Here is a 26,088-nt window from a genome sequence, read left to right as displayed (position 1 = left end):
GGGTTGCGGTTTACTTGGGGATAGACCACTACTAAGGAGACAACCCAATGCTTTTTGGGCGCGGCAAAAAGTCCAAGGCCGAGCGGCTGGAAACCGCTGGCACCGTCGAGGAAAACGACGCCGTTGAGGCAACAGCCCCTGCAACCGGCGCATCCGGTACCAAGGGTGATTTCCGGCTTGGCAAAGGTCCCTGGGACATCGATGAGATCGAGGACCGCGACGGATACGTGGATCTCGGCGCACTGCTGATCGCACCCGCCGACGGACTCCAGCTGCGGCTGGAAGTAGAAGAAGCTACCCAGCGCGTGGTGGCAGTGACCATGGACCTGGCCGGCTCAAGCCTTCAGCTCCAGGCATTCGCCGCTCCGCGTTCGGAGGGCCTGTGGGACGAGATCCGCGAGCAGATCGGCCAATCCGTAGCCAGCCAGGGTGGCGAGACAGAAGAAGTATCCGGAACGTTTGGCACAGAGCTCATCGCCAAGCTTCCCGCGGAAGCTACCGACGGCAGCCGGGGTTTCCGCGCCGCCCGCTTCATGGGTGTGGACGGCCCCCGCTGGTTCCTGCGGGGAGTCCTCGGTGGCGAAGCCGCACTGGACCGGGAGGCCGCCGCCGCCCTGGAGGAGCTCTTCCGGCGCGTAGTTGTTGTCCGCGGCGACAACCCGATGCCGCCGCGGGAACTGTTGCAGCTGCGCCTGCCCAAGGACGCTGCCGCCCAAGCCCCAGCCCAAGCCCAGGTTCCCGATCCCGATGCGCAGCAGGCCGGGCCTGCCATGCAGCAGCCGGAGCGGGGACCGGAGATCACCCAGATTGGCTGATACGCCCGGCTCGACAGGACCGTCCAGCCAGCAGTCCCAGCAAGTCGCTATCCGTGATCTCCCTTCCCGCGGCAGGGCCACCTGCACTGGGTTCATCGAGTCCGTCACGCATCAGCCGCCAAGTGAGCAACCCTTCTTTTCAGCAGTGGTGGTGGACGCGTTGGAGCACAGTTTCCAGCCGTCGGTTGGTGGCGGGGGAGTGAAAAGGCCCTATGCGCGGTTGCGCGTCATCTGGTTGGGCAGGAACCGTGTACCTGGGATTGAAGCAGGAGTTGAGCTGCGCCTGAACGGCATGGTGACGCAACTGGACGGCTTGCCTGCGATGTTCAATCCACGCTACGAAATACTTTCCCGTCAGGAGCACCTATGACCGTGGCCAACGGATCAGAGCCGAAGGATTCCGCACAGCCGACGCCAGGCGGGACTGAAACCCCGGCCACTGGGTCAGCCAAGACCCCGGCAGCCGAAACCCCGGGGGTGGCGGAGTTGGCTGCGGGCTATGCAGAAAAGGCAGGGCTTCAGCGCAACAGTGCCGGCCATGTAGACATGTTGAAGTCTGCCGGGGGAGTGCAAGGCATCGCGGAGAGTATCCTGCCGGGCCTCGTTTTCCTCGTGGCCTTCACCATAAGCCGGGACTTGACGGTTTCCCTGGTCGCGGCGTTGGCGACGGCAGCAATCTTCACTGTTGTCCGCCTGATCCAACGACGCCCGTTGACGCAGGCACTTGCCGGTGTGGTCGGCGTCGGGATTTCTGCTTGGTTGGCCAACACCACAGGGAAGGCCGAGGACTTCTACGTTCTCGGCTTCTTCACCAACATTGCCTACATCACGGGCATGGTACTTTCCATCGTCCTCAAATGGCCCATTGCAGGGTTGCTGTTCGGATTCGTCCGCAACGAGGGTCTCGAATGGCGCAAGGATCCCGAACGCCTGCGGGCGTACCAGCTTGGTACCTGGATTGTTGTGGCCGTGCTTGCGCTGCGGCTGGTGGTGCAGGTGCCCCTGTACTTCCTGGGTGAACCAGGCTTGACGGCGTTGGCGACTACCCGGCTCCTCATGGGTGCACCGCTGTACATCCTTGGCCTTTGGGTGGCCTGGCTTGTGACCAAGCCGGCACCTCAGCCGTCGAAGCCGTCGTCCTCGGCCTGATCCGCAACGCCGGCATCGCCGTCGCGGGGCCCCTGGCCTGCCATCGACGCCGGCGACAACAGTGCCCGCAGACCGTCCTCTGCCTGGATGGTGGTGACGAAGAACAGTTCGTCGCCACCATCGAGGACATCGTCCCGGCTTGGGGTGATGGGTGCCTGATCGCGCAGGATGGCTACCAAGGTGGCGTCTTCCGGCCACTCAATGGCGCCCACTGTGCTCCCAATGACGTGGGAGTCGTGCGGAACGGTAAATTCCACGATCGAGGCGACGCCGGTCTGCAAGGTCAACAGCCGGACGATGTCGCCGATTTCTACGGCTTCCTCAACCAGCGCAGTCATGAGCTGGGGAGTGTTGACGGCGACGTCCACACCCCACGAGTCATTGAACATCCAGTCGTTCTTGGGGTTGTTGACGCGCCCAACAGTGCGGCCCACGGCGAATTCCGTCTTGGCCAGCAAGGAAACCACCAGGTTCACTTTGTCATCACCCGTCGCGGAAACCACGACGTCGGCATCCTCAAGTTTGGCGTCCTGCAGGGTGCTGAGTTCGCAGGCATCGCCCACCAGCCAGCGCGCACCCCGCAGGCCGCTGCGGCCAATGACTTCAGGTTTGAGGTCGATGAGCAGGATTTGATGGTTGTGGGCCAGGAGCTCACGGGCAATGGACGAGCCGACGCTGCCTGCGCCAACGATGACAACTTTCACTAAGACTCCTTGGCCGGTGCTTTGGCGAGGACCCGGCTGATCTCCGAGGTCCTGTCCAGGCTCAACATTGCGTGGACGGTATCGCCTTCCTGGTACGCCGTGCCCGGCAGGGGCAGGAGGCCTTCACCAAAACGCGTCAGGAAGGCTATGCGAATGCCCGCGGCAGCTTCAATGGACGTCAGGCTGTGGCCAATCCATCCTTCATGCAGGTCCACCTCCGCCAGGACGAGCCGCCCTGATGGCTCCCGGTAATCGCCGGCGAGATGCTGTTCGGGAAGGATGCGCCTGAGGACCTGGTCGGCGCTCCAGCGCACGGCAGCCACGGTGGGAATGCCGAGGCGTTGGTAAATTTCGGCGCGTCCGGGATCGTAAATACGGGCCACGACGTGTGCCACATGGAATGTCTCACGTGCTACCCGGGTGGCCAGGATATTGGAATTGTCACCACTGGAAACTGCGGCGAAGGCGTAAGCCTCTTCCACTCCGGCCTGCTTGAGCGTGTCCCTGTCGAAACCTACGCCGGTGACCTTGCGGCCGGTAAACGTGTTGCGAAGCCGACGGAACGCCCGCTCGTCCTGGTCGATGATGGCCACCGAATGGCCGGCGTCTTCCAAAGTGTGTGCCAGGGTTGCGCCAACACGGCCGCAACCCATGATCACGAAGTGAGCCACCGTGTCTCCTTATGTGTGTTTACCGTGCCGCTGCGTATGACTTTACCGGTGCAGCGGACGTAAGGCGGCGACCGCCGTCATGACATCGCCGGGGATTCAGAGTAGTTTTGCGAAAGTGTTGACAATACTGAATGCTGCGAAGCGTGTGGTTGTGGGCCGGCCAGTCCGGAATGACCGCTTATCCCACACCCTCTTGCCTAAACGCATCGCTTTGCCGATCTTCGCCTCGGACGCCCTGTCTTCAGTGGCCTACGCGCCGGATGAAATCCTGCTGACCCTGGCTCTCGCCGGTGTCAGCGCCGTGGCCTTCTCCCCGTTCGTCGGCTTAGCCGTGATGGTGGTTTTGCTCACAGTGGTTGCCTCCTATCGGCAGAATGTGCACGCCTACCCATCGGGCGGGGGCGACTACGAGATCGCCAACGTCAACCTGGGCAAATATGCCGGGCTCACCGTCGCTTCCGCGCTCTTGGTGGACTACGTCCTGACCGTTGCGGTATCGATGTCTTCCGCAGCGGCCTACCTCACCACGGCGATCCCTTCATTGCACGGCCAACAGGCGATGATCGCGACTGTGGGCGTGATCATTCTCGCCCTGGTCAACCTGCGGGGCATCAAGGAGGCCGGCACGGTCTTCGCCGTTCCCACCTATATTTTCATGGCGTCCATCCTGGGCATGACCCTCGTGGGCATCTTCCAGGCGCTGACGGGACAACTTGGCCAGGCGCCATCCGCCAACTTCACCATCGTGCCCGAGGCCGGCTTCGATGAAGGCCTCGTTGGACTTGCCGGCGCATTCCTGTTGCTGCGTGCCTTTTCCTCGGGCGCCGCGGCATTGACGGGTGTGGAGGCAATCAGCAACGGGGTGCCCAATTTCCAGAAGCCCAAGAGCAAGAACGCTGCCACAACCCTGCTGTTGCTGGGCGCGATCGCGGCGGCCATGCTGGCCGGCATCCTTTACCTCGCCAACGCCACCAAGGTCCACATTGTTCTGGATCCCGCCAAGGAATTCCTTCTTGACGGCAAGCCGTTGCCCGAGGGCTATATCCAGAACCCGGCCATCAGCCAGATCGCAGACACCATTTTTGGGGCAGGTTCCATTCCCTTTTACGTGGTGGTGGCCGCCACTGGCGTCATCCTTGTCTTCGCTTCCAACACCGCCTTCAACGGCTTCCCCGTGCTGGGATCCATCCTTGCGCAGGACGGCTACCTGCCCCGCCAGCTCCGAACCCGCGGCGACAGGTTGGCCTTCAGCAACGGCGTGCTGGCCCTGGCTGCCGGAGCGCTGGTCCTCATCCTTTCGTTCAACGCCGACGTCACCAAGCTCATCCAGCTCTACATCGTGGGTGTCTTCATTTCCTTCACCGCCAGCCAACTCGGCATGGTCCGCCACTGGGGCCGGGAGCTGAAACTGGCCAGGGACAAGTCGGTACGCCGCAGGATCATCAAGTCCCGGACCATCAACATGGTGGGCTTCGGCATGACGGGGTTGGTCTTGGTCATCGTCCTCATCACCAAGTTCGAGCAAGGTGCCTGGATCGCACTCCTGGCAATGTTCGTGCTGTTCCTCATCATGTGGAGTATCCGGGCGCACTATGACAATGTTGCCAAGGAGTTGGCAGTTGACGAGGATTCATCGCCACGCGCATTGCCCACCCGGGTCCACGCCGTTTTGCTTGTGTCCCACGTCCGCAAGCCTGTATTGCGTGCCCTGGCCTACGCCCGGGCGTCGCGGCCTTCGCGACTCGACGCGGTCACCGTGGATATCAACTCCGAAGAGACAGAACATACCGTCCGGGATTGGGAGAAGCTGGAAATTCCAGTACCCCTGACCGTGCTGGCCAGCCCCTACCGTGAGACCGTGACTCCCATCATGGAGTACATCAAGAACATGAGACGCGACTCTCCCCGCGACTTGATCGTGGTGTACATCCCCGAGTATGTCGTGGGCAAATGGTGGGAGCAGCTGGTCCACAACCAGACGGCCCTCAGAATCAAGACGCGGCTCCACTTTGAACCTGGAGTCATGGTTGCCAGCGTTCCGTGGCAGCTGAAGTCCTCCGAAGAAGCAAAGGCACTGCAGGATACCCAATGACCTCCCACAGCATTTCACCCCTTACTGACAACAGCGGAGGCCAAGGTACAGCCGGCACCGAACTGACCGTTGACGTTGGCCCCATCGCGCATGGCGGGCATTTCGTCGCACGCCATGAGGGCCGCGTCATCTTCGTACGCCACGGCATTCCGGGGGAGAGGGTCCGCATCCGGTTGACCGACTCCGGCGACTCGTCGCGCTTCTGGCGTGCCGACGTCGTGGAGGTCCTGGAAGCCTCGCCGGACCGCGTGCCGCACTTCTGGAAGCCGGCAGATTCGCTGGCGGCCTGGCAGCACGGAAATCCGCCCGTGGGAGGTGCCGAGCTCGGCCACATTTCCCTGCAGCGGCAGCGCGCCCTGAAGGCTGAAGTGTTGTCGGAGCAGCTCAAGAGACTCGCCGGCCTGGACCTTGCGGTCGAGGTTGAGGGCGTAGGTGCCAACGACGACGGCGGACTCGGCTGGCGTACGCGCGCCAGCTTTGCCGTGACCTCCAAGGGGCGGCTGGGTATGCATGCCCACCGTTCCGACGTCGTGGTGCCGATCCGGGAGATGCCCTTGGCACTTCCCGGAATTAACGAACTCAAGTTGTGGGACCTCGATCTCAGCGGGATAGCGCGCGTGGAAGTGGCGACACCTGCCAATGGCTCCAGGCCGCTGGTGTTGCTGGCGCCGGAGGAAACGACCAGTCCCAAGCGGCTGCACAGCGTCCTTTCGCAGTTGCCGCATGATGTCTCCGTAGCCAGCTTCGATCCCGGCAAGGGCCAGGTGCTGCAGCTTCGGGGGAGGACCTGGGTGCAGGAATCGGCGGCAGGGCATGACTACCGTGTGACGGGCGAAGGGTTCTGGCAGATTCATAAGGACGCGCCCGATACCCTTGTGGACGCGGTGACCGGCTACCTCGCAGGCGGAGGGTATCTCCAACCCGGTGCGGCGGTGGCCGACCTCTACGCCGGCGCCGGCCTGTTTACTGCTCCTTTGGCTGATGCGGTGGGCGTTACCGGTTCGGTTTTGTCCGTTGAAGGATCACCTGGCACCAGCCGTGACGCGCGCAAGAACCTGCACGGAGAATCCCATGTCGAGATCGTGCAGGGACGAGTGGAGCGGGTATTGCACCAGCGACCACGGAACTTCGATTCCCTGGTCCTGGACCCACCGCGCGTGGGTGCTGGAAAAGCAGTGGTAAACCAACTCATGGCCTCACATCCCAGGGCAATCGCCTATGTGTCCTGCGATCCGGCTTCTTTTGCACGTGATCTGGGTTACTTCCAGCAAGGGGGTTGGCGCTTGGAGTCATTGAGGGCCTTCGACCTGTACCCCCACACCCATCACTTGGAAACCGTCAGCCTCATCGTTCCCGCCGGTTAGGCCGGTTATCGCCCGTCACGCCACCGATGGCGGGCGATGCGTGGGTTAGCGCGTTTGATGGAGCTGCCTGGCAGCGGTGCTTGAACGTGATCGAAGCCACTACGATGGGCATAGTAGTCCCACATAGCAGCCCCACTCCGCATTGTTCCGCGCGGGGGCAGGGGTTGACCAACTGAGAGTGCCGCCCGGCTAAGTAAGGTGCGCCTAACTGGCTAGCGGCCAACCACGCGACAAAGATGAAACTGTTGCGAGAGGAGTCCTGCCATGAGCACTGTGGACAGCTTCGGTTCCAAAGGCGTACTGAATGTAGCCGGCACCGATTATGAAATTTTCCGGTTGAACTCCGTAGAGGGCGCAGACAGCCTTCCGTTCAGCCTTAAGGTATTGCTTGAAAACCTCCTGCGGACTGAGGATGGCGCCAATATAACGGCTGACCACGTCCGCGCCCTGGCCGGTTGGGACCCCAACGCGGAGCCCGACACGGAAATCCAGTTCACCCCTGCCCGGGTCATCATGCAGGACTTCACCGGCGTACCCTGCGTTGTAGACCTCGCCACCATGCGCGAGGCCGTGAAAGAACTTGGCGGCGACCCCAAGCGCGTCAACCCCCTGGCACCCGCCGAAATGGTCATCGACCACTCCGTCCAGATCGACGCCTTCGGTAACTCCGGCGCACTGGAGCGCAACATGGAGATCGAATACCAGCGCAATGGTGAGCGCTACCAATTCCTGCGGTGGGGCCAGACGGCCTTCGATGACTTCAAGGTTGTTCCTCCGGGAACCGGCATTGTCCACCAGGTCAACATCGAGTACTTGGCCCGCACAGTCATGACCCGTGAGGTCGACGGCGTGCTTCGTGCCTACCCGGACACCTGCGTCGGAACCGACTCCCACACCACCATGGTCAACGGTCTGGGCATCCTGGGCTGGGGCGTCGGCGGCATCGAAGCCGAGGCTGCCATGCTTGGCCAGCCCGTCTCCATGCTGATTCCCCGCGTCGTGGGCTTCAAGCTCAACGGCAGCATCCCGGCCGGTGCCACCGCAACGGACGTTGTGCTGACCATCACCGAGATGCTGCGCAAGCACGGTGTTGTTGGCAAGTTCGTCGAATTCTACGGTGAAGGCGTTGCCGCTGTGCCGCTGGCAAACCGTGCAACCATCGGCAACATGAGCCCGGAGTTCGGTTCCACGGCTGCCATGTTCCCGATTGACGATGTCACCTTGGACTACCTGCGCCTGACCGGCCGTTCCGAAGAGAATGTCGCCCTGGTGGAGGCATACACCAAGGAACAGGGCCTCTGGCACGATCCTTCCCGCGAGCTGCGCTTCTCCGAGTTCCTCGAGCTGGACCTTTCAACGGTTGTTCCCTCCATCTCCGGCCCGAAGCGTCCCCAGGACCGCATCGAGCTGACCGATGCCAAGGAGCAGTTCCGCAAGGACATCCACAACTACGTCGCCATTGAAGACGGCAGCGTTGACGAGGCATTGGACGAATCGTTCCCGGCTTCGGATGCTCCTTCCTTCACGCACGCTGATTCGCACACCACGGAGACCGCACGCGTTGCTTCCGCCGCCAACGGCGCGCAGGGCCGCCCGTCCGCTCCGGTGCACATCAAGACCGCTGACGGCCGCGAGTTTGAGTTGGACCACGGTGCAGTATCGATCGCCTCGATCACTTCCTGCACCAACACCTCCAACCCGTCCGTCATGTTGGCTGCAGCCCTCCTTGCACGCAACGCCGTTGACAAGGGCCTGACGTCCAAGCCGTGGGTCAAGACTTCCGTGGCTCCGGGTTCGAAGGTCGTTACGGACTACTACGAGAAGTCCGGCCTGACCCCGTACCTGGAAAAGCTGGGGTTCTACATCGTTGGCTACGGCTGCGCGACGTGCATCGGCAACTCCGGCCCTCTGGAGCCGGAGATCTCGGAAGCCATCCAGGCCAACGACCTCTCCGTGACGGCTGTCCTCTCGGGCAACCGCAACTTCGAAGGCCGTATCAACCCGGACGTCAAGATGAACTACCTGGCCTCCCCGCCGTTGGTCATCGCTTACGCCCTGGCCGGTTCCATGGACTTCGATTTCGATACCGATGCCCTGGGCACGGACTCCGAGGGCAACGAGGTCTTCCTGAAGGACATCTGGCCCAACCCCATCGAGGTGCAGGAAGTCATTGACTCCTCCATCGACAAGGCCATGTTCGCCAAGGGATACGAGGGCGTCTTCGACGGCGACGAGCGCTGGAAGGCACTGGACACTCCTGCAGGCGACACCTTCGCCTGGGCCGAGGACTCCACGTATGTCCGCAAGCCCCCATACTTCGAGGGCATGAAGGCACAGCCGGACCCCGTCAAGGACATCCAGGGTGCCCGCGTGTTGCTCAAGCTCGGCGATTCCGTCACCACCGACCACATCTCGCCGGCCGGCTCCTTCAAGTCCGACACGCCGGCAGGGCAGTACCTCCTGGCCAATGGCGTGGAGCGCAAGGACTTCAACTCCTACGGCTCGCGCCGTGGCAACCACGAAGTCATGATCCGCGGTACGTTTGCCAACATCCGCATCAAGAACCAACTCCTGGACGGCGTCGAAGGTGGCTTCACCCGCGACTTCAGCCAGGAAGGTGCACCCCAGGCCTACGTTTACGATGCTGCGCAGAACTACCAGGCTGCGGGAACGCCGCTGGTTGTCCTTGCAGGCAAGGAATACGGTTCCGGATCATCCCGTGACTGGGCAGCCAAGGGCACGGCCCTCCTGGGTGTCAAGGCCGTCATTGCCGAGAGCTACGAGCGCATCCACCGCTCCAACCTCATCGGCATGGGCGTTCTTCCCCTGCAGTTCCCCGCTGGCGAGTCTGCGGCAACCCTGGGCCTGACCGGTACGGAGACGTTCTCGGTTGAAGGCGTCACGGCGCTGAACAACGGCACCACGCCCAAGACGCTCAAGGTCACGGCAAAGGCCGAGGACGGCACGTCCAAGTCCTTCGACGCTGTCCTGCGCATCGATACCCCGGGTGAAGCGGACTACTACCGCAACGGTGGCATCCTGCAGTACGTCCTGCGTCAGATCTCCGCAGCATAGTGAACCTGCTGGTTTCCAGCTGATTCTCCAATGCAGGCAGCCCCGGCTGGTCGCCCGACCAGCCGGGGCTGCTGCGTCTGTGGATGACTATTCGTCCTCCACAGGCGCGAAAACGCCTGCCCCGGGCACGCGCTAGAGTTAACAAGCACGTCATTCACCCTAAGGAGGGCCGTTGGGACTCTTGGAAACCATCAAGGATCCACAGGACCTGGCAAAACTGTCCGGCCAAGAGCTGGAACAGCTGGCCGGCGAGATCAGGAATTTCCTGATTACCAACGTAGCCGCTACGGGTGGACATCTGGGTCCCAACCTCGGCGTCGTCGAGCTCACGCTTGCCGTGCATCGCATCTTCGAGTCTCCCCGGGACAGCATTGTCTTTGACACCGGGCACCAGTCCTATGTCCACAAGCTCCTCACGGGCAGGCAGGACTTCAGTACGCTCCGGCAGCAGGGTGGCCTCTCCGGTTACCCTGACCGCGCCGAATCCGAGCATGACATCGTCGAAAGCTCCCATGCATCGTCGTCTTTGTCCTGGGCGGACGGCATTTCCCGCGCCCGGCAGTTGACCGGCGAAGGCGACCGGTTCGTCGTCGCGGTTGTAGGGGACGGTGCCCTTACGGGTGGCATGACCTGGGAAGCAATCAATAATATTGCCGCTGATAAGCGGCGGCGCGTGGTGATTGTGGTCAACGACAACGGCCGCTCCTATGCACCTACTGTGGGCGGTTTTGCCGACTATCTGGCATCGCTGCGTCCCACCATCGACACTTTGCGCACGACGCCGGCCTATGAGCGGATGCTTGACTGGTGGAAGAAGAAGCTCCAGAACGGTGGTCCAGTAGGCCAGTTCACCTACAAGAGCCTGCACGCCATGAAGAAGGGCATCAAGGACTGGTGGGCGCCCCAGGGAATGTTTGAAGACCTGGGCATGAAGTACATCGGTCCGGTGGACGGCCACAACCTCCAGGCCATGGAGCACGCGCTCACAACGGCCAAGGCCTACGGTGGCCCCGTGATCGTGCATGCGATGACCGAAAAGGGCCACGGCTATGCCCCCGCCCTTGCCAACGAGGCCGATCAATTCCACGCTGTGGGAATCATTGATCCAGAGACGGGTGAGCCGACCGAAAGGCCCGGTGCCAGATCCTGGACCTCGGTCTTCGCCGAGGAAATCGCCGACATCGCTGACGAGCGTCCTGACATTGTCGGTATCACCGGGGCAATGCTGATACCGGTCGGTCTGCATAAATTCGCGGAGCGCCATCCTGAACGCGTTATCGACGTCGGTATCGCGGAACAGCATGCACTCACGTCTGCTGCGGGGATGGCCTACGGTGGCCTGCACCCGGTGGTGGCGGTTTATGCAACCTTCCTGAACCGTGCCTTCGATCAGCTCCTGATGGATGTGGCACTCCACAAGGCAGGGGTCACGATCGTCCTGGACCGTGCAGGCGTTACAGGGCCGGACGGTCCCAGCCATCACGGTATGTGGGACATGGCAATGGTCCAGATTGTCCCCGGACTCCATTTGGCCGCACCGCGCGACGCCACCCGGCTCAGGGAAGAACTGCGCGAGGCGGTCGCCATCAATGACGCCCCCACGGTGGTACGTTTCTCCAAGGGCAGCGTTGGTTCTGAAGTGGAGGCTATTGAGCGGCTCCACGATGGCGTGGATATCCTGGCGCGCCGTCCCGAGGGCTCCAGCGAAAACGACGTCCTCATCATCAGCGTTGGCGCCATGTCCGAGCTCGCCCTGGATGTCGCCGGCCGACTTGGCGCCCAGGGAATCAGCTCGACGGTGGTTGATCCCCGTTGGCTCCTGCCTGTCCGCAGGTCAATCATCGCCCTTGCCGCCAGGCATCGTCTGGTCATCTGCATCGAAGACGGCGTCCGGGCCGGCGGCGTGGGTTCGCGCATCCGCCAGGAAATGCGCGCAGCCGGTGTTGATACGGCTTTGAACGAGGTGGGCTTGCCTGTTGAGTTCCTGGTGCACGGATCCAGGAGCCAGGTCCTGGAACGCGTCGGACTGACGGCCCAGAAAATAGCCCACGACGTCGTAGCCCAGGTCCTGGGTACAAAGGTCCCCTTTGCGCGGCCCCTGCCAGGTCAGGAACACCCCACCACCGGCAGTCTGCCCAAGCTGTGAGTCCCGATCGCGAGCCGGGCTCCCTGCAGCCCGGTGACCTCGTGGTGGCGAGAAACAGGAAATGGAACGGCAAGGCACACTGGGTTGTGCCCGGCCGCTACCTGGGTGAGGACATCCACGGGTGGTGGATTTTCCAGGGCGCGGGGGAGTTCTGTTCGCGTCCCGGTGCTGCCTTCTACACAGCTTCGGATGCCGTCCTGCTGGTACCGCGGACCGGCGAATTCGTAGCCACGTTCTATGACGACACGTACCCGGGTGACTTCCGGATCTACGTAGACCTGGCAACCGGCCATGGGTGGAACACGATCAGGCCAGGCGTCACCGAGTTCCACATGATCGATATGGACCTGGACGTCATCCGATCCACCCTTCACGGTGTGTTCGTCGATGACGAGGATGAGTTTGAGGACCACAGGGTAGGCATGGGATATCCCGCAGAAACCGTGGAAACCATGCGTGCGGAGTGCGCAGCCCTTCGTGAAGCAGTGGACGCCATGAAGGCTCCATTCGACGTCGAGGGCACCAGCAACACCAGTGCAGAGTGGTTCAGGAAAGGACGAACATGAGCGGCATTATCCGCGCATACAAACGCGACGACGACGGAGTACTGCACTTCCGTGAAGCCTGGTACGACGACGACGACCACCAGTTCGTGATCAATCACGGGGTGGTGGGCCACCAAAGCAAGACGGATGAAACAGGGGTCGACGACGACTCTTCCGTAGACGGTTTGATGGCGGCTTTCGCTGCCCAGTGTGAAGAGGACGGATTCGCTGAGATCCCCGAGTCCGAGCAGTTTTGGGTAGTGGCACAATTCGCTCTGAAGACCAAGGACGGCACGGAACGTGACCGTCACTTCGAGCGCAAGGCGAAGGCGGCGCTGACTGGTGAACTGGCTTGGCGGGGATTGGGAATCGTGGACCGCACGGAGATCGGAAACTCGCGCCTGAACGTGTTTTGCCTTTGCCCGGATGTCAACAAGGCCGTCAATGCCATCAAGATCTGCGTTCGTAATGAGGACCTGGACTTCACCAAGCTCTCCATCGCAGCGGCTCCGCACAGCGACCCCACGGCATTCCGCCTGAAGCACTCGCCCAAGCAAGGTGTGGGCTTTACCCTCTAAGTAGGACCTAACGCACTCAGGAGGGATGTTCCATGTCGTCCAAGAGCAATTGGCCCGGACATACGCCGCTGCCCAAGGGTCTTGCGGCGCCGGCAAAACGCGCCCTGGCCCACGAAGGCATCGAAACTTTGGAACAGCTGGCCGAGTTCGGCGAACAGAAAGCCTCCAAGCTCCACGGCATGGGACCGGTGGCCATAGCCCAGCTCGAGGAGGCAATGGAGGAATCCGGCATCACTTTCGGCTTGCGCTAAACGTCGGCCATGGGCCCCGGAGTGGCGTTATAGGCTGGGTTCCATGACTGAATATCGACGCCTTGGCCATTCCGGACTGACCGTCTCAGCTGTAGGGCTGGGTTGTAACAATCTGGGGCGCGCCAACACTCCCACGGAGTCGCAGGAAGGCACGGATGCCGTTGTCCACGCCGCGATCGATGCCGGGGTGACGTTCTTCGACGTCGCGGATGTCTACGGCCGGGAACCTGGCCTCAGCGAGACCATGCTTGGCAAAGCGCTGAAGGGGCATCGCGACGACGTCGTCATCGGTACCAAGTTTGGTATGGATATGCGCGGGGCCAATGGCAATGACTTTGGCGCGCGCGGTTCCAGGCGCTACATCCTCAACGCGGTGGAAGCCTCGCTACGCAGGCTGGGCACGGAGTGGATCGACCTCTACCAGTTCCACACCCCGGACCCACAGACGCCCATCGAGGAAACCCTTGCAGCGCTGGATGTCCTGGTCAGCAGCGGCAAGGTCCGCTACATCGGACACTCGAACTTCGCCGGATGGCAGATCGCCGAGGCCGAGTACGTTGGGCGGCAGTCTGGAGGGGTTCGCTTCATTTCAACCCAGAACCACTACAACCTGCTGGACCGCCGCGCCGAGCTCGAAGTACTGCCTGCCGCGGGCGCCTTCGCGCTTGGCGTGCTTCCTTACTTCCCCCTGGCCAACGGCCTGCTCACCGGCAAGTACTCCGCAGGTCATGCCCCCGAGGGCTCCCGCCTGAGCCACACGCGAACCAATCTGGTGCATGACGCCGACTGGCAGCAGCTGGGCCGCTTTGGCCAGTTCGCCAAGGAGCGGGGCATCACCGAACTCCAGCTGGCGTTCTCGTGGTTGGCAGCCCAACCCGGCGTCAGCAGTGTTATTGCCGGGGCGACGCGTCCGGAGCAAATTCGTGAGAACGCTGAAGCAGTGTGCTGGGTCCCGAGCCAGGAGGAGCGCGAGGAACTGGACGACATCTTCCCGCGTGCTCCCAAAGTGGCACTCTTCTAGACGGCAAAAGGCTCAAACAGGAAAGGGCAGTGGCGGGGCTTTCGCTCCGGCCACTGCCCTCCCTGGTGCCGCTTTAGGCTGGGGCCCTGGTGCCGATTTAGGCTGGGGCGGAGGCGACGCCCGGTGCCAGGAAACGCTTGCCATTGACGCGGTCAGAGGCACCAACACGGTCCAGGTATGGAGTGATGCCACCCAGGAACATGGGCCAGCCCGCTCCCAGGATGACGCAGAGGTCGATGTCCTCAGGCCCGGCAACTACGCCTTCTTCAAGCATCAGTCCGATTTCTTCGGCCAGTGCATCCTGGGTTCGCCGCAGCACGTCCTCGCGTGTGGAGGGAGTGTTGCCGAAGGACATGATGGCCAGGGTCTCAGCCGGGATAATTGGCTGTCCATCCGGACCTGGGACCCAGAGGGACTTTACGCCGTTATCGATGAGCTTCTGCAGGTTCTGTGAAACGGGGAAACGGTCTCCGAAGGCATTGTGGAGGGACTCCTGCACGTGCTGTGCGACCGGCAGTCCCACCATGGCGCTCAAGGTGAAGGGAGTCATCGGCAGGCCCATGGGCCGCAAAGCGGAGTCTGCCACTTCGGCGGGGGTGCCTTCGTCGAAGGCCGCGATAACTTCGCCCATGAGGCGGAGAAGGATGCGGTTCACGACGAACGCCGGCGCGTCCTTAACGAGGACCGCGGTCTTCTTCAGGCCCTTGGCGAGTTCAAAAGCCGTGGCAAGAACGGCGTCGTCAGTCTTCGGCGCCCTGACAATTTCCACGAGGGGCATGACGGCAACAGGGTTGAAGAAATGGAAGCCCACCAGCCGCTCCGGGTAACGGAGGTCCTCGGCCATGGCGGTAACAGACAGCGAGGAAGTGTTGGTGGCGAGGATGCACTCGGGAGAGACGATCTCTTCCACTTCGGCGAAGACCTGCTTCTTGATGTTCAGTTCTTCAAACACGGCCTCGATGACGAAGTCCGCATCAGCGAAGACTTCCTTGGATACCGAACCGGTGACCAGCGCCTTGGTCCGGTTGGCGGCGTCGGCCTTGATCCGCTTCTTTGCCAGCAATTTGTCGACCTCTGCGTGGACGTACGCAACGCCCTTGTCCACCCTGGCCTGATCGATGTCTGTCATCACGACAGGCACCTTGAGTTGGCGAGCGAAAAGTAGCGCCAACTGGCTTGCCATGAGCCCTGCACCTACCACGCCCACTTTGGTGACCGGACGCGCCAGCTTGCGGTCCGGTGCGCCTGCAGGCCGCTTGGAGCGCTTCTGGACGAGGTCCAGGAAGGCGTACACGGTGGAGCGGAACTCATCCGTCTGCATCAGGCCGGAAAGGGTTTCACATTCCAGTTCGGCCGATTCGCCTTGGCCCATGGTGCGGTTTGCTTCCATGATGTCCAGCACCTTTGCAGGCGCGGGAGAGGCATTGGACGTCTTCGCCTCCACAAACGCGCGGCCTGCTGAGACCGCTGCAGCCCAGCGGCGGGCGACGTCCTCGTCCGAGGGGTCGACGGCGTTCTTCCGTGCTGGTGTTTCTTTGCCGGCAATGATACGGGCAGCCCATGCCAGGGACCGCTCCACGAAGTCGGCCGGCTCGAAGAGGGCATCGGCAATGCCGAGCTCAAAGGCCTCCGGGCCGGTGAGTGTGCGGTTGTTGCTGAGCGGGTTCTCGATCATTACCTTGACGGCGTTTTCGGGTCCGATCAAGCGGGGGAGAATGTATACGCCGCCCCAGCCCGGAACAAGGCCAATAAAAGCCTCAGGCAGTGCGAGGGCGCCGGCGCCGGTGGAGACGGTCCGGTAGGTGGATTGCAGGGCGATCTCCAGTCCTCCGCCAAGAGCCAGGCCATTGATGAAGGCGAAGCTGGGCACGCCGAGGTTGGCCAGGGTGGAGTACACCGCGTGTCCAAGCTGGGCCATCCACAACCCATGTTCGCGTTCCTTGAGGGTCTTTACTGCAGACAGGTCTGCGCCGGCCACCAGGAAGTAGGGTTTGCCGGTTACGCCGACGCCGACGATCTCGCCCTTGGCGGCGCGGTCCTTGAGCCCTTCCAGGACCTGTCCCAATTCCACCAGGGTGTTTGGCCCCAGGGTGGTGGGTTTGGAGTGGTCCAGTCCGTTGTCCAGGGTGATGAGGGCGAAGGTGCCTGCACCGCCTGGAAGCTGGATGTCCTGGACGTAGGAATGCGTCACGATCTCGTCAGGGAAGAGGGAGGCGAGCTTCTGGAATTCTGCGGCGCTCATGCGGCGGCTCCTTCTGTGGTGGCGTGGCTTGAAGCCGGGACGGAGGATTCGAAATCAGCGTGGTTCGGGTTCTCCCAGATCACTGTGGCACCCATGCCCAGGCCGATGCACATGGTGGTGATGCCATAACGGACAGAGGGGTCTTCCTGGAATTGCCGCGCCAGTTGGTTCATCAACCGAACGCCCGAGGAAGCGAGCGGATGTCCGACGGCGATCGCCCCGCCGTAGCGGTTGACCCGGGGGTCGTCATCCGCGATGCCGAAGTGGTCAAGGAAGCTCAGGACCTGCACGGCGAAGGCTTCGTTGATCTCGAACAACCCGATGTCTTCGATAGCGAGGCCCGCGTTCTTGAGGGCCTTTTCCGTGGCTGGCACGGGACCGATTCCCATGACCTCAGGTTCTACTCCCGCGAAGGCATAGGAAACCAAACGCATCTTGACCGGTAGACCCAATTCCGCCGCGGCTTCTGCCGAAGCGAGCACCGCAGCCGTCGCGCCGTCGTTCAAGCCTGCTGCGTTGCCCGCCGTAACCCGCCCATGGGCCCGGAAGGGCGTACGCAGTTCGGCGAGATCCTCCACTGTGGTTCCTGGGCGGGGCGGCTCATCCTGGGTGTGAAGTGCCCAACCCTGCCCTGGCTTCATGGTGGCGACCGGGACGAGGTCGTCCTGGATCTGCTGGCGGGAATAGGCTTCGGCCAGTTTCGCCTGGGACGCGGCCGCGTAGGCGTCCGTTCGGTCCTTGGTGATGGCCGGGAAGCGGTCGTGCAAATTCTCGGCCGTGTTGCCCATGTTCAGCGCTGCTGGATCTACGAGCCGCTCGGACATGAACCGGGGATTGGGATCAGCGCCTGAGCCCATGGGGTGGTTGCCCATGTGCTCCACGCCGCCGGCAATGACGACGTCGTATGCGCCAAAGCCGATGCCACTCGCCGTCGTCGTCACTGCCGTCATGGCTCCGGCGCACATGCGGTCTATTGCGAAGCCGGGCACCGTGCGGGGAAGGCCCGCCAGCAGGGCAGCCGTCCTGCCGATGGTTAGCCCTTGATCGCCCGTCTGGGTTGTCGCGGCGATGGCTACCTCATCAATGCGGGCAGCAGGCAATGACGGATTGCGGCGCATCAGTTCCCGGATGCATTTCACTACCAGGTCATCAGCCCGTGTCCCCGCATAGATGCCTTTCTCGCCGGCTTTACCGAAGGGTGTCCGCACACCATCCACGAACACGACGTCGCGGACGCTCCTCTGGGCGTTGCGTGATGGACTCATGTGTTAACTCCTCGTTGAGACATGGTGCCGGATCCCGCTGAGCGGATCTCCGGCTGGCATTGATGCAATGTTACTCGCCAGTAACTTAGGGTGCAAGGTGCTGGGTCTGCGAGGTGCCGGGTCTGCAAGTTGCTGGGCTTGGAATATGCACGGGAATGCCAGGGCGTCCTGGGACGCAAAAGGCCCGCCACCTCGAACCGGAGTTCGCGTGACGGGCCCGGAGGCAAGGTAGTGGTTCAGTCAGAGTCCTTGGATTGCTGTGCTTCCCTCGGCTTGGACTCCTTGCCGGGGAGTGGCTTTGGGTTCAGGCACGCCTCGGTCAGGATGGGTGCGGCGAAGGAGATTTGCCATTCCCGCGCACCAAGGGTGCGTAGCTCTTCGGCCACTGATTCCAAAGAAACGTCCGACGGCGGGCGCCACGCCACGCGCCGCAGGTAGTCCGGGGTGAGCAGGTTCTCAATGGGAAGTTTCAGCTCGTCGGCCTTCTCCTGGAGCGCCGGGCGGGCCGTGGCGAGGCGTGCCGCAGCGGCCGGATCCCGGTCCACCCACACGCGTGGCGGGGGTGGGGCGTTGGTAGCCAAGTGCAGGGGAGGCAGTTCGGTGAGCGTGCGGGCAGTCGTTATGCACCGCAGCCATCTGGGGGCTTCGCGCTGGGCGGACCTGCCATGGAAGCCCTTGGTGGCCAGGAGCTGTGGAACGGTTGTGGGAAGAGCCTTGGCTGCTGCGACGAGGGCGGAATCCGGGATGAGCCGGCCGGGAGCGACATCTCGCTTGCGAGCTAGTTGATCCCGTTCCTGCCACAGTTCCCGAACGGCGGCCAGCTGGCGGCGGTCACGGATCTGGTGGAGTCCGGATGTCTTCCGCCATGGATCCACCCGCGGGGGTGCGATGCCCGCAGCCAGGATTCCCGCGAATTCTTCCTCGGCGAATCCGAGCTTGCCGTCGGCCTCCAGAAGTTCGATAAGTTCCTCGCGTAGTTCGGCCAGGACTTCGACGTCGAGGGCAGCGTAGCGCAGCCACGGTTCTGGCAACGGCCGGGTGGACCAGTCTGCGGCGGAATGTTCTTTGGCGAGACCGAACCCAAGGAGTTGTTCGATGACGGCAGCGAGCCCCACGCGGGGAAGCCCGGCGAGACGGGCCGCGAGTTCGGTATCGAAGAGTTTGTCCGGCCACATGCCCAGCTCGGAAAGGCACGGCAGGTCCTGGGTGGCAGCATGCAGGATCCATTCGACGCCCCGTAGGGCGTCATTGACGATGTCCAGGTTGTCAAAGGGCTCGGGGTCGATCAACCAGGTGCCGGCTCCTTCGCGCCGGATTTGGACCAGGAAAGCGCGTTGGCCATAGCGGAATCCGGAAGCGCGTTCAGCGTCGACACCGGCGGGCCCTGTTCCGGCGGCAATGGCCGCGGCGCAGCGCTCCAGTCCTGCCAAGGTATCGATGACCAGCGGCACGCCTTCGCGCGGGGTATCGAGATCGATGACTTCAGGGATGTGGCTGTCGAAGCCTTCAACTTTGATGTGGGTCGTGGGATCAGCAACCGGATCGCCGGTTGTGGTTTTATCCAGGTTTTCAGGGGTCATGGTGGCTTAAGCTTACCGATTCCTGCTGCTGCAGGCCCTCGCGGACGAATTCAGGGCATTCAATTGAGCCTCCTGTTGGGTAGTCCAGTGACGCCTGGTGGAAGGGGCGGCAGTCCGGCGAACGTACAAACCATGTCAGACCAGGCTTCCAGGTGTGCTTGCACATTGGCCGTGGCAGGCGTCCAGGAGGCCCGCAATTCGATATCTATCGTGTCGGGGCGATCGGAGAGAGTGCCGAAGCTCTCTGAGAGAATCCTCGTGGCGGTCCCTCCGGCAGCGCGGTACTGGGCGGCATGGTTTTCAAGGGCTTCCACCAGCCAGGTCCAGGCGACGGAACCCAGCATGGTGTCGTTTCCCATTTCGGCATCCATCTGGGCGCGGATATAGGTGACAATCCTGAATTCGCCTTCCCATACGGCTGATCCATCGGGATCGTACAGCAGGATGAAACGGCCCGTGGCCAATTCCTCGTCCTCTTCGTCCGGAGGGCCGGCGTTCTGCTTTTCGGCGAATGCTTTGGCTGCAGGGCCGTGGACCGGTACCTGCCGGGTAGCTGCCGTGGGGCTGAAGACTTCCGCTCCAAGGGCCACGGCATATGGTGCCAGACGGGCGGGCGCGGGGATTTCGTCCAACCGCAGTTCGCTGCGGCATTGTGCTTTTCGTAGCGTTCCCAAGGCGAAAAGAAATTCCGAGGGAACCTGGGCGAGGGCGTTCACCATCGCAGATTATGCGTCCGGGGCGGCGAATCCCTGTAGGCTCGCCGCCCCGGACAATTCCTTGTTCACTTGTTAGCTGGCCGCCAAATCGCTGGCCAGCTCCCGCTTAATGGCGGCGACGAAGGCATCGATATCTTCCTCCGTGGTATCGAAGGAACACATCCACCTGACTTCACCACGGGCAGCGTCCCAATCGTAAAAGGCGAAGGATGAGCGCAGGCGGTCTGCGACTCCGGCGGGCAGGATCGCAAAGACGCCGTTCGATTGTGTCGCCTGGGTGGGCTCCACGCCGTCGATACCCTCGATCGCCGAGCGCAGGCGTGCTGCCATCGCGTTGGCGTGGGCAGCTGACCGCAGCCACAGGCCGTCCTCCAGCAAGGCTATGAACTGCGCCGAAATGAAGCGCATCTTCGAAGCCAGCTGCATGTTCATTTTCCGAAGGAATTTCAGGCCGTCGGCTGCTTCAGGGTTGAGGGCAACCACGACTTCACCAAAAAGCAGTCCGTTCTTGGTACCGCCGAATGACAGGATGTCCACACCGGCGTCGCGCGTGAACGTACGCAGGGGTACGCCAAGGTGAGCTGCAGCGTTTGCCAGCCGCGCTCCGTCCATGTGCAACTTCATGCCCTTGTCATGGGCGTGATCGGCGATGGCGCGCACTTCTTCAGGCGTGTAGCAGGTGCCCAACTCGGTGGTCTGGGTGATGGAGACAACCAAGGGTTGCGCGCGATGCTCATCGCCCCAGCCCCAGGCTTCACGGTCGATCAACGCGGGCGTGAGCTTTCCGTCTTCCGTGGGTACCTGCAGGAGCTTGATGCCGCCCACGCGCTCGGGCGCCCCATTCTCGTCCATGTTGATGTGCGCCGTGGAAGCGCAAATGACGGCGCCCCAGCGGGGGAGGAGCGACTGCAGGGACAGGACGTTGGCGCCTGTGCCATTGAAGACCGGGAAGGTTTCGATGCCACTGCCGAACTGCTGTTCCAGGACCTCCTGGAGCCGGGCAGTGTAAACGTCCTCACCATAAGAGACCTGGTGGCCTCCGTTGGCTGTAGCCAGGGCAGACAGGATCTCCGGGTGGACCCCGGAGTAATTGTCCGATGCAAACCCCCGGACCGAGGGGTCATGGAGTTGCCCCGATGCTGCGGTGGCGCTGGGGATTGCCTCTGTTGTGCTCGTCACTGGTTCGTTCACGCTTTCAAGTCTATTTGGCCAACACGATGCGCTGGCCGTTGATGGTGGCCGCAGGTTTGTCGAAGAGCTCGACGACGGCAGCGGCCAGTTCTTCGACGTCGGTATAGCCGGGGAAACGCCGCTCCGGGTGCTCGCGCCGCATGGCGGCATCGACGAGGGATTTGACCACGAAAATAACAGCGGCGCTGTGTTGCTGCGGTGCGACGGCTTGCTGAGGTGCGGGGTCTTGCGCGTCTCCGGCCTGCGCTTGCCGGAAACCGTCCGCTACCGCGAGTGTCCAGGCTTCCGCAGCGGCCTTGGCAGCGGCATAGCTGGCGGTAGCGGCTGTGGGAGCAGACGCAGTAGTGGACGAGACCATGGCAAAACGGCCATATCGTGATTCTTCCAACTGGCGATAGAAGACGCGGGAGACATTGCGCAGGGTGGTGATCGCGCCCTCTTCAAGAGAGGCCCAGTCGTCATCGGACTGGTCCTCGATGCCGGTCGCACTGCGCCAGCCACCCACAAGATGGATGACGCCGTCTACCCGGTCGATGCCGAGCTGACGAATCGTCTCTGCAAGTTCGCGGACGGCGTCAAGGCTTGCGAGGTCGCAAACCAGCGGAGTCACGCCATCTCCGGCCTCCAAGGCCGCGGTCTTGATGCGGACGTCGTCTGAACCGATAGTGAAAACCCTGTGACCGGCGGCCGCCAAAGCGCGCGCCGCGGCGACGCCGGACGCGCTGCTGCCGCCGGTCACGAGGACTGTCAGTGGGCTCATCAGGCCGCCATCGCGCCAGTGATGCCGGTAGTGGATTCGATAACAGGGCGCATTTTCTTCTCCAATGCTTCGTAGAACATGGACAGCGGGAACTCATCGTCCAGGACTTGATCGGTAAGGCCGCGGGGGGCACCGTTCAAAGGCAAGGCATCAGGGCCCTTGGCCCAGATCGATGCCGGGTGTGGAGTCACTGTACCGGAAATGAGTTCGTAGGCCGCAAGCCAGTGGGCAGCCTTCGGGCGGTCGATGGAACGCCAGTACAGCTCTTCGATCCTGGCACCGAGTTCGATGACTAAATCTGCCGCTTCGTCCCAGTCGATGCGGAGCTTGCTGTCCGTCCAGTGCAGCACGTGGTGTTGGTGCATCCACGCGAACAGGAGCTGGCCACCAAGGCCGTCGTAATTGCGGACCCGGCTGCCTGTGATGGCGAACCGGAAGATCCGGTCAAAAATCACCGCGTACTGCACGAGCTTGGCGTGCTTGCGGGCATCAGGATCGGCGTTCTCGTCCTTTTCGATCCGCACGGACTCGCGGAAGGCCGTCAGGTCGCATCGGAGCTCCTCCAAAGAGTAGAGGAAGAACGGCATGCGCTGCTTGATCATGAACGGATCAAAGGGAAGGTCGCCGCGCATGTGCGTGCGGTCGTGGATCAAGTCCCACATGACGAATGTGCGCTGGGTGAGTTCCTGGTCTTCAAGGAGCTCCGCGGCGTCCGCAGGGAGCTCAAGTGACGTGGTGGCCGCCGCAGCCTTGAGTACGCGCCGGAAGCGGGCCGCTTCGCGGTCTGCAAAGATGGCGCCCCACGTGAATGTCGGCGTCTCCCGGACAGCCACTGTCTCCGGGAAGAGGACTGCCGAGTTGGTGTCGTAGCCCGGTGTGAAATCCACAAAACGGATCGGAACGAACAGCTTGTTGGAGTACTCGCCAGCTTCCAGTCCGCCTATGAACTCCGGCCAAATGACCTCGATCAAGACAGCCTCCACCAGCCGGTTGGTGCTGCCGTTCTGGGTGTACATCGGGAAGACCACCAGATGCTGGAGTCCATCCACCCGCTGTTCCTGCGGCTGGAAGGCCTGGAGGGAGTCCAGGAAATCCGGAACTCCAAAGCCGTCCTGGACCCAGCGGCTGAAGTCTTCCACCAACAGTTCAAGGTATCGGGCGTCGTGGGGGAAATGAGGGGCCAGCGTGTTGATGGCGTCCGAAATCCTTGCCACCAGTTGGGCGGCTTCAGCGTGGGCAGCCGGATCCTTAATGGAACCGTCCTGCTCCTGGTAAGCCTGGAGTGCGGTGGCAGCGGCCTTGAGTGCAGTCCACTCCGCGTTGTCGGCAGTGACACGCGGGAGGGCGGCGGTGGCGGTGATAGTCATTGATGCTCGTCCTTTCAGAAGTCGTTCATGCTTCTGATGTGAGCGTAGCAACCGAAAAGTTTAGCTAATCCAAAAAACGGTTGAGCATAAGAAACTCTGGTGGAAACGGTTGTTTCAAAGCGTCCGAGATGCAGCAGCTGCGCATTCCGGGACGGGCACCGCACGCGAGACCGCCCCGGAAGGGCCTACTTCTTTTCGGGTTCAGCCGGCTCTTTCGACTCCACAAGCCGCAGCGAGATCGAGTTGATGCAGAAGCGCTGGTCCGTGGGAGTGCCGTAGCCCTCACCTTCAAACACGTGGCCCAAATGCGAGTCGCAGTTGGCACACCGGACTTCTACCCGGTCCATCCCCATCGTGCGGTCATGGAGGTAACGCACCGTGCCTTCGGCCAACGGTGCCCAGAAGGACGGCCAACCACAATGGGAATCAAACTTTTCGTGGCTGGTGAACAACTGGCTGCCACAAGCGCGGCACTGATAAACGCCTTCGGTATGAGTGTCCCAGTACTCGCCGGTGTAAGGCCGCTCAGTACCGGCCTGGCGCAGCACGCGGTACTCATCCGAAGTCAGCTCTTCACGCCACTGGGCATCGGACTTCTCCATGGGCACGGCCGTGGTCTTGCTGGTGTTCTCAGGAGTGTTCATGTCTTATGCAACGCTCACGAGTCGCCGATAAATCCCGAACCCGCATACAAGTGAAGAACTGGAAGCCCCAACTGGTCCTGCGCCTTATTGGCCCAATCCGTGTGGAAAGTATCCGCGATTGCGTGCGGACGTGTTACCACCACAGCTTGCGCGGCATCCAGTGCCCGGACCTTCGCTACCAAGCCGGCCACGGCACCGCCGTCGACGATCTCGCCCGTGACACCCCCGCCCAAACCTTCCAGCGCAGCCAACGAAGTGGCCAGGGTTTCCGACGCCTCCGCCCTCTCATCATCCGGGTTGGGGGACTGGCCGCCAAGTTCCCGGAACGCTTTGGCAATATCGAGCATGGAAAGGTTCTCCAGGAAATCAACCACGAGATGTCGCTCGGTATTGGCCGGGACCAGGACAACCAAGGGCGCGTCGCCGCCGTCGACCAATTTGGCGATGTTGACGCGGTCGTCGGGACCAAGGGGCTCTTCTGTCAGGATGACGATGGGATCGCTCATGGCTACAGCGTAGTCCCGCCGAACAGCACGACGCAGATTTTCGGCCCTCAATTCTCGCAGGCCATTCCCGCAACCAATCCGCCGCGCTGCCGCCAGGTGCATGGACCACGGCCACTGAACGGCGACAATGGAGCCATGGCATTGAATACCCGGTCAGCGAGCGACGCTGCAGAGAAGAAGATGTCCCTGCGCACCAAATGGGCCATCGCAGGAATCCTCACCGGAGGGACACTCGCAGGACTCGTCGGTGCTGGATCTTCAGCGCTCGCAGTGTATTTTGCCCGGCGCGTCATTACGCCCGCTGCCCGTCATGAGGACCAGGAGGTTCTCGCCGTCATCCGTGGAGACAAGGGACTGCAAGTCATCCTTGCGGCCACCCCGGACACCACCATCGACGGCGTGTTCAGCCTCTTCTTCGAGGGCGGTAAAGGCCATGCCAGGATTGGCAGGATCGTGTCCTACTCACCAGCTGAACAAACGGTGCTGCGCGAGGTCGAAGAGGTCTACAGCGGCAATCTGGCTGAAGCCCGCCGGGGATGGTGGAGCGGCGCGACCTACCCGGATCCCGCTGCCATCGGCCTGGCCGCCGAGGACGTGGAGATTGACCTCGACGTCGGAAAGGCGCCAGCGTGGTTGGTCCGGGCGGATGCAGCTACCCACGCACCCATCTGGGCGATCATGGTGCACGGCCGCGGTGCCACCAGGCTTGAAGGCCTCAGGGCTGTACGGACCGCGCGGGAGCTGGGACTGGACAGCCTGCTGATTTCATACCGCAATGACGGACTTGCACCCTCGGCACTTGACGGGCGGTACGGCCTGGGCTCCACGGAGTGGCGCGACGTGGAAGCCGCCATCGAATATGCGATGGCACACGGCGCCCGGGAAGTGGTGCTGTTCGGCTGGTCCATGGGTGGAGCCATCAGCCTCCAAACAGCCGATCTGTCCAAGCACAGGCACCTGATCCGTGCATTGGTGCTGGACGCGCCAGTGATTAATTGGGTCAACGTGATGGCCCACCATGCAGAGATGAACAGGATCCCCTACAACGTAGGCCGATACGGACAGCTGATGCTCGGACATCCACTGGGCCGCCGGCTCACCGGGCTATCCGCTCCCGTGGATTTCAAAGCGATGGACTGGGAAGCACGAGCCGTTGAGCTACGAACCCCAACCTTGCTTATCCACAGCGTCGATGATGATTACGTCCCCTTTGAGCCTTCTGCCAGCCTTGCGGAGAAGAACCCGGACATGGTGACGTTCGAACCGTTCCACGGAGCGCGGCATACGAAGGAGTGGAACGTTGACCCGGAGAAATGGGAACGGCTGGTTCGCTCGTGGCTTCAGCGTCAATTGGCTCCACGGAACAATCCCGGGCAAACAGACGGTGACAGGCAGGTCGGGTGACG

General features: G+C 62.3%; 23 protein-coding genes. 12 read left to right on the top strand and 11 right to left on the bottom strand.

The genetic code is table 11. The features are described 5' to 3' along the window. Positions 1-47 precede the first annotated feature (47 nt). From AC6I97_RS15515 to AC6I97_RS15505, 3 genes are read left to right on the top strand one after another with little or no spacing between them, the layout of a single operon-like run. A complete protein-coding gene (locus AC6I97_RS15515) occupies positions 48-815 on the top strand; it encodes a DUF3710 domain-containing protein (protein ID WP_224167092.1) in 768 nt (255 codons plus the stop codon). Further along, positions 808-1,185 (top strand): hypothetical protein, encoded by a 378-nt coding sequence (locus tag AC6I97_RS15510; RefSeq protein WP_224089618.1) that lies wholly within the window; start codon positions 808-810, stop codon positions 1,183-1,185. Before AC6I97_RS15515 ends, AC6I97_RS15510 begins: the two co-directional genes overlap by 8 nt. Further along, positions 1,182-1,964: a DUF3159 domain-containing protein gene (locus tag AC6I97_RS15505; RefSeq protein WP_497945361.1), complete on the top strand. Its 783-nt coding sequence runs from the start codon at positions 1,182-1,184 to the stop codon at positions 1,962-1,964. Before AC6I97_RS15510 ends, AC6I97_RS15505 begins: the two co-directional genes overlap by 4 nt. Here the strand turns inward: AC6I97_RS15505 and AC6I97_RS15500 are convergent. Together AC6I97_RS15500 and AC6I97_RS15495 are read right to left on the bottom strand one after the other, a co-directional pair. Beyond that, complete coding sequence (locus tag AC6I97_RS15500; protein ID WP_224089620.1) at positions 1,934-2,668, bottom strand: potassium channel family protein; 735 nt, start codon at positions 2,666-2,668, stop codon at positions 1,934-1,936. The genes AC6I97_RS15505 and AC6I97_RS15500 overlap by 31 nt on opposite strands. Beyond that, complete coding sequence (locus AC6I97_RS15495; RefSeq protein ID WP_224167094.1) at positions 2,668-3,339, bottom strand: potassium channel family protein; 672 nt, start codon at positions 3,337-3,339, stop codon at positions 2,668-2,670. The genes AC6I97_RS15500 and AC6I97_RS15495 overlap by 1 nt, the downstream gene beginning before the upstream one ends. Before the next feature lie 115 nt (positions 3,340-3,454). Here AC6I97_RS15495 and AC6I97_RS15490 point away from each other — a divergent pair, with 115 nt between their 5' ends. The 8 genes from AC6I97_RS15490 to AC6I97_RS15455 all read left to right on the top strand — a co-directional run bounded on the left by AC6I97_RS15490 (position 3,455) and on the right by AC6I97_RS15455 (position 14,411). Next, positions 3,455-5,431, top strand: a complete 1,977-nt coding sequence (locus AC6I97_RS15490) for an APC family permease (protein ID WP_224089621.1) — start codon at positions 3,455-3,457, stop codon at positions 5,429-5,431. Then, the gene (locus tag AC6I97_RS15485; protein WP_497945360.1) at positions 5,428-6,795 is read left to right on the top strand and encodes a class I SAM-dependent RNA methyltransferase; all 1,368 of its coding nucleotides are present in this window, start codon (positions 5,428-5,430) and stop codon (positions 6,793-6,795) included. The genes AC6I97_RS15490 and AC6I97_RS15485 overlap by 4 nt, the downstream gene beginning before the upstream one ends. 264 nt (positions 6,796-7,059) lie before the next feature. Beyond that, positions 7,060-9,870 (top strand): aconitate hydratase AcnA, encoded by a 2,811-nt coding sequence (acnA, locus tag AC6I97_RS15480; RefSeq protein ID WP_497945359.1) that lies wholly within the window; start codon positions 7,060-7,062, stop codon positions 9,868-9,870. A 172-nt stretch (positions 9,871-10,042) separates the two neighbouring features. Continuing rightward, the gene (gene dxs, locus AC6I97_RS15475; RefSeq protein ID WP_224089624.1) at positions 10,043-12,016 is read left to right on the top strand and encodes a 1-deoxy-D-xylulose-5-phosphate synthase; all 1,974 of its coding nucleotides are present in this window, start codon (positions 10,043-10,045) and stop codon (positions 12,014-12,016) included. Then, positions 12,013-12,582 carry a DUF402 domain-containing protein gene (locus tag AC6I97_RS15470; RefSeq protein ID WP_224167097.1) on the top strand — a complete coding sequence of 190 codons (570 nt, stop codon included), beginning with the start codon at positions 12,013-12,015 and terminating at the stop codon, positions 12,580-12,582. The genes dxs and AC6I97_RS15470 overlap by 4 nt, the downstream gene beginning before the upstream one ends. Beyond that, positions 12,579-13,139: a hypothetical protein gene (locus AC6I97_RS15465; RefSeq protein WP_497945358.1), complete on the top strand. Its 561-nt coding sequence runs from the start codon at positions 12,579-12,581 to the stop codon at positions 13,137-13,139. Before AC6I97_RS15470 ends, AC6I97_RS15465 begins: the two co-directional genes overlap by 4 nt. A 32-nt stretch (positions 13,140-13,171) precedes the next feature. After that, complete coding sequence (locus tag AC6I97_RS15460) at positions 13,172-13,390, top strand: helix-hairpin-helix domain-containing protein (RefSeq protein ID WP_224089628.1); 219 nt, start codon at positions 13,172-13,174, stop codon at positions 13,388-13,390. 43 nt (positions 13,391-13,433) lie between these two features. After that, positions 13,434-14,411 carry an aldo/keto reductase gene (locus AC6I97_RS15455; RefSeq protein ID WP_497945357.1) on the top strand — a complete coding sequence of 326 codons (978 nt, stop codon included), beginning with the start codon at positions 13,434-13,436 and terminating at the stop codon, positions 14,409-14,411. 97 nt (positions 14,412-14,508) lie between these two features. Here AC6I97_RS15455 and AC6I97_RS15450 read toward each other — a convergent pair whose 3' ends face one another. The 9 genes from AC6I97_RS15450 to AC6I97_RS15410 all read right to left on the bottom strand — a co-directional run bounded on the left by AC6I97_RS15450 (position 14,509) and on the right by AC6I97_RS15410 (position 24,682). After that, on the bottom strand, positions 14,509-16,653 hold the full coding sequence (locus AC6I97_RS15450) for a 3-hydroxyacyl-CoA dehydrogenase NAD-binding domain-containing protein (RefSeq protein WP_497945356.1): 2,145 nt from the start codon (positions 16,651-16,653) through the stop codon (positions 14,509-14,511). Further along, positions 16,650-17,918: a thiolase family protein gene (locus AC6I97_RS15445; protein ID WP_497945355.1), complete on the bottom strand. Its 1,269-nt coding sequence runs from the start codon at positions 17,916-17,918 to the stop codon at positions 16,650-16,652. Before AC6I97_RS15445 ends, AC6I97_RS15450 begins: the two co-directional genes overlap by 4 nt. A 236-nt stretch (positions 17,919-18,154) precedes the next feature. Continuing rightward, positions 18,155-19,498 carry an HRDC domain-containing protein gene (locus AC6I97_RS15440; protein WP_224089632.1) on the bottom strand — a complete coding sequence of 448 codons (1,344 nt, stop codon included), beginning with the start codon at positions 19,496-19,498 and terminating at the stop codon, positions 18,155-18,157. A 59-nt stretch (positions 19,499-19,557) separates the two neighbouring features. Then, complete coding sequence (locus AC6I97_RS15435; protein WP_216923118.1) at positions 19,558-20,217, bottom strand: DUF3000 domain-containing protein; 660 nt, start codon at positions 20,215-20,217, stop codon at positions 19,558-19,560. A 69-nt stretch (positions 20,218-20,286) separates the two neighbouring features. Next, positions 20,287-21,405: a threonine aldolase family protein gene (locus tag AC6I97_RS15430; protein WP_497945354.1), complete on the bottom strand. Its 1,119-nt coding sequence runs from the start codon at positions 21,403-21,405 to the stop codon at positions 20,287-20,289. 10 nt (positions 21,406-21,415) lie between these two features. Continuing rightward, positions 21,416-22,165, bottom strand: a complete 750-nt coding sequence (locus AC6I97_RS15425; protein WP_497945353.1) for an SDR family NAD(P)-dependent oxidoreductase — start codon at positions 22,163-22,165, stop codon at positions 21,416-21,418. After that, positions 22,165-23,532, bottom strand: coding sequence for a DUF6421 family protein (locus AC6I97_RS15420; protein WP_497945352.1), 1,368 nt, complete (start codon positions 23,530-23,532; stop codon positions 22,165-22,167). The genes AC6I97_RS15425 and AC6I97_RS15420 overlap by 1 nt, the downstream gene beginning before the upstream one ends. A gap of 185 nt (positions 23,533-23,717) precedes the next feature. Further along, the gene (gene msrB, locus AC6I97_RS15415) at positions 23,718-24,176 is read right to left on the bottom strand and encodes a peptide-methionine (R)-S-oxide reductase MsrB (RefSeq protein WP_497945351.1); all 459 of its coding nucleotides are present in this window, start codon (positions 24,174-24,176) and stop codon (positions 23,718-23,720) included. A gap of 14 nt (positions 24,177-24,190) precedes the next feature. Continuing rightward, positions 24,191-24,682, bottom strand: a complete 492-nt coding sequence (locus AC6I97_RS15410; protein WP_497945350.1) for a hypothetical protein — start codon at positions 24,680-24,682, stop codon at positions 24,191-24,193. Positions 24,683-24,817: 135 nt separating this feature from the next. Here AC6I97_RS15410 and AC6I97_RS15405 point away from each other — a divergent pair, with 135 nt between their 5' ends. Continuing rightward, on the top strand, positions 24,818-26,086 hold the full coding sequence (locus AC6I97_RS15405) for an alpha/beta hydrolase family protein (RefSeq protein WP_497945349.1): 1,269 nt from the start codon (positions 24,818-24,820) through the stop codon (positions 26,084-26,086). The last annotated feature ends 2 nt before the right edge of the window (positions 26,087-26,088 follow it).

The sequence above is a fragment of the Arthrobacter sp. TmtSoilC48 genome (genome assembly GCF_059739425.1).
Note: the sequence above shows the minus strand (reverse complement) of the source record. Positions and strands in the feature narration are given on the sequence as shown.

What these genes read in the sequence shown, in the direction of transcription:
- AC6I97_RS15465 (WP_497945358.1), top strand. Translation starts at nt 12,579, where the DNA reads ATGAGCGGCATTATCCGCGCATACAAACGCGACGACGACGGAGTACTG.
- AC6I97_RS15445 (WP_497945355.1), bottom strand. Translation starts at nt 17,918, where the DNA reads ATGAGTCCATCACGCAACGCCCAGAGGAGCGTCCGCGACGTCGTGTTC.
- AC6I97_RS15455 (WP_497945357.1), top strand. Translation starts at nt 13,434, where the DNA reads ATGACTGAATATCGACGCCTTGGCCATTCCGGACTGACCGTCTCAGCT.
- acnA (WP_497945359.1), top strand. Translation starts at nt 7,060, where the DNA reads ATGAGCACTGTGGACAGCTTCGGTTCCAAAGGCGTACTGAATGTAGCC.
- AC6I97_RS15405 (WP_497945349.1), top strand. Translation starts at nt 24,818, where the DNA reads ATGGCATTGAATACCCGGTCAGCGAGCGACGCTGCAGAGAAGAAGATG.
- AC6I97_RS15435 (WP_216923118.1), bottom strand. Translation starts at nt 20,217, where the DNA reads ATGGTGAACGCCCTCGCCCAGGTTCCCTCGGAATTTCTTTTCGCCTTG.
- msrB (WP_497945351.1), bottom strand. Translation starts at nt 24,176, where the DNA reads ATGAACACTCCTGAGAACACCAGCAAGACCACGGCCGTGCCCATGGAG.
- AC6I97_RS15515 (WP_224167092.1), top strand. Translation starts at nt 48, where the DNA reads ATGCTTTTTGGGCGCGGCAAAAAGTCCAAGGCCGAGCGGCTGGAAACC.
- AC6I97_RS15440 (WP_224089632.1), bottom strand. Translation starts at nt 19,498, where the DNA reads ATGACCCCTGAAAACCTGGATAAAACCACAACCGGCGATCCGGTTGCT.
- AC6I97_RS15410 (WP_497945350.1), bottom strand. Translation starts at nt 24,682, where the DNA reads ATGAGCGATCCCATCGTCATCCTGACAGAAGAGCCCCTTGGTCCCGAC.
- AC6I97_RS15460 (WP_224089628.1), top strand. Translation starts at nt 13,172, where the DNA reads ATGTCGTCCAAGAGCAATTGGCCCGGACATACGCCGCTGCCCAAGGGT.
- AC6I97_RS15485 (WP_497945360.1), top strand. Translation starts at nt 5,428, where the DNA reads ATGACCTCCCACAGCATTTCACCCCTTACTGACAACAGCGGAGGCCAA.
- AC6I97_RS15425 (WP_497945353.1), bottom strand. Translation starts at nt 22,165, where the DNA reads ATGAGCCCACTGACAGTCCTCGTGACCGGCGGCAGCAGCGCGTCCGGC.
- AC6I97_RS15420 (WP_497945352.1), bottom strand. Translation starts at nt 23,532, where the DNA reads ATGACTATCACCGCCACCGCCGCCCTCCCGCGTGTCACTGCCGACAAC.
- AC6I97_RS15450 (WP_497945356.1), bottom strand. Translation starts at nt 16,653, where the DNA reads ATGAGCGCCGCAGAATTCCAGAAGCTCGCCTCCCTCTTCCCTGACGAG.
- AC6I97_RS15505 (WP_497945361.1), top strand. Translation starts at nt 1,182, where the DNA reads ATGACCGTGGCCAACGGATCAGAGCCGAAGGATTCCGCACAGCCGACG.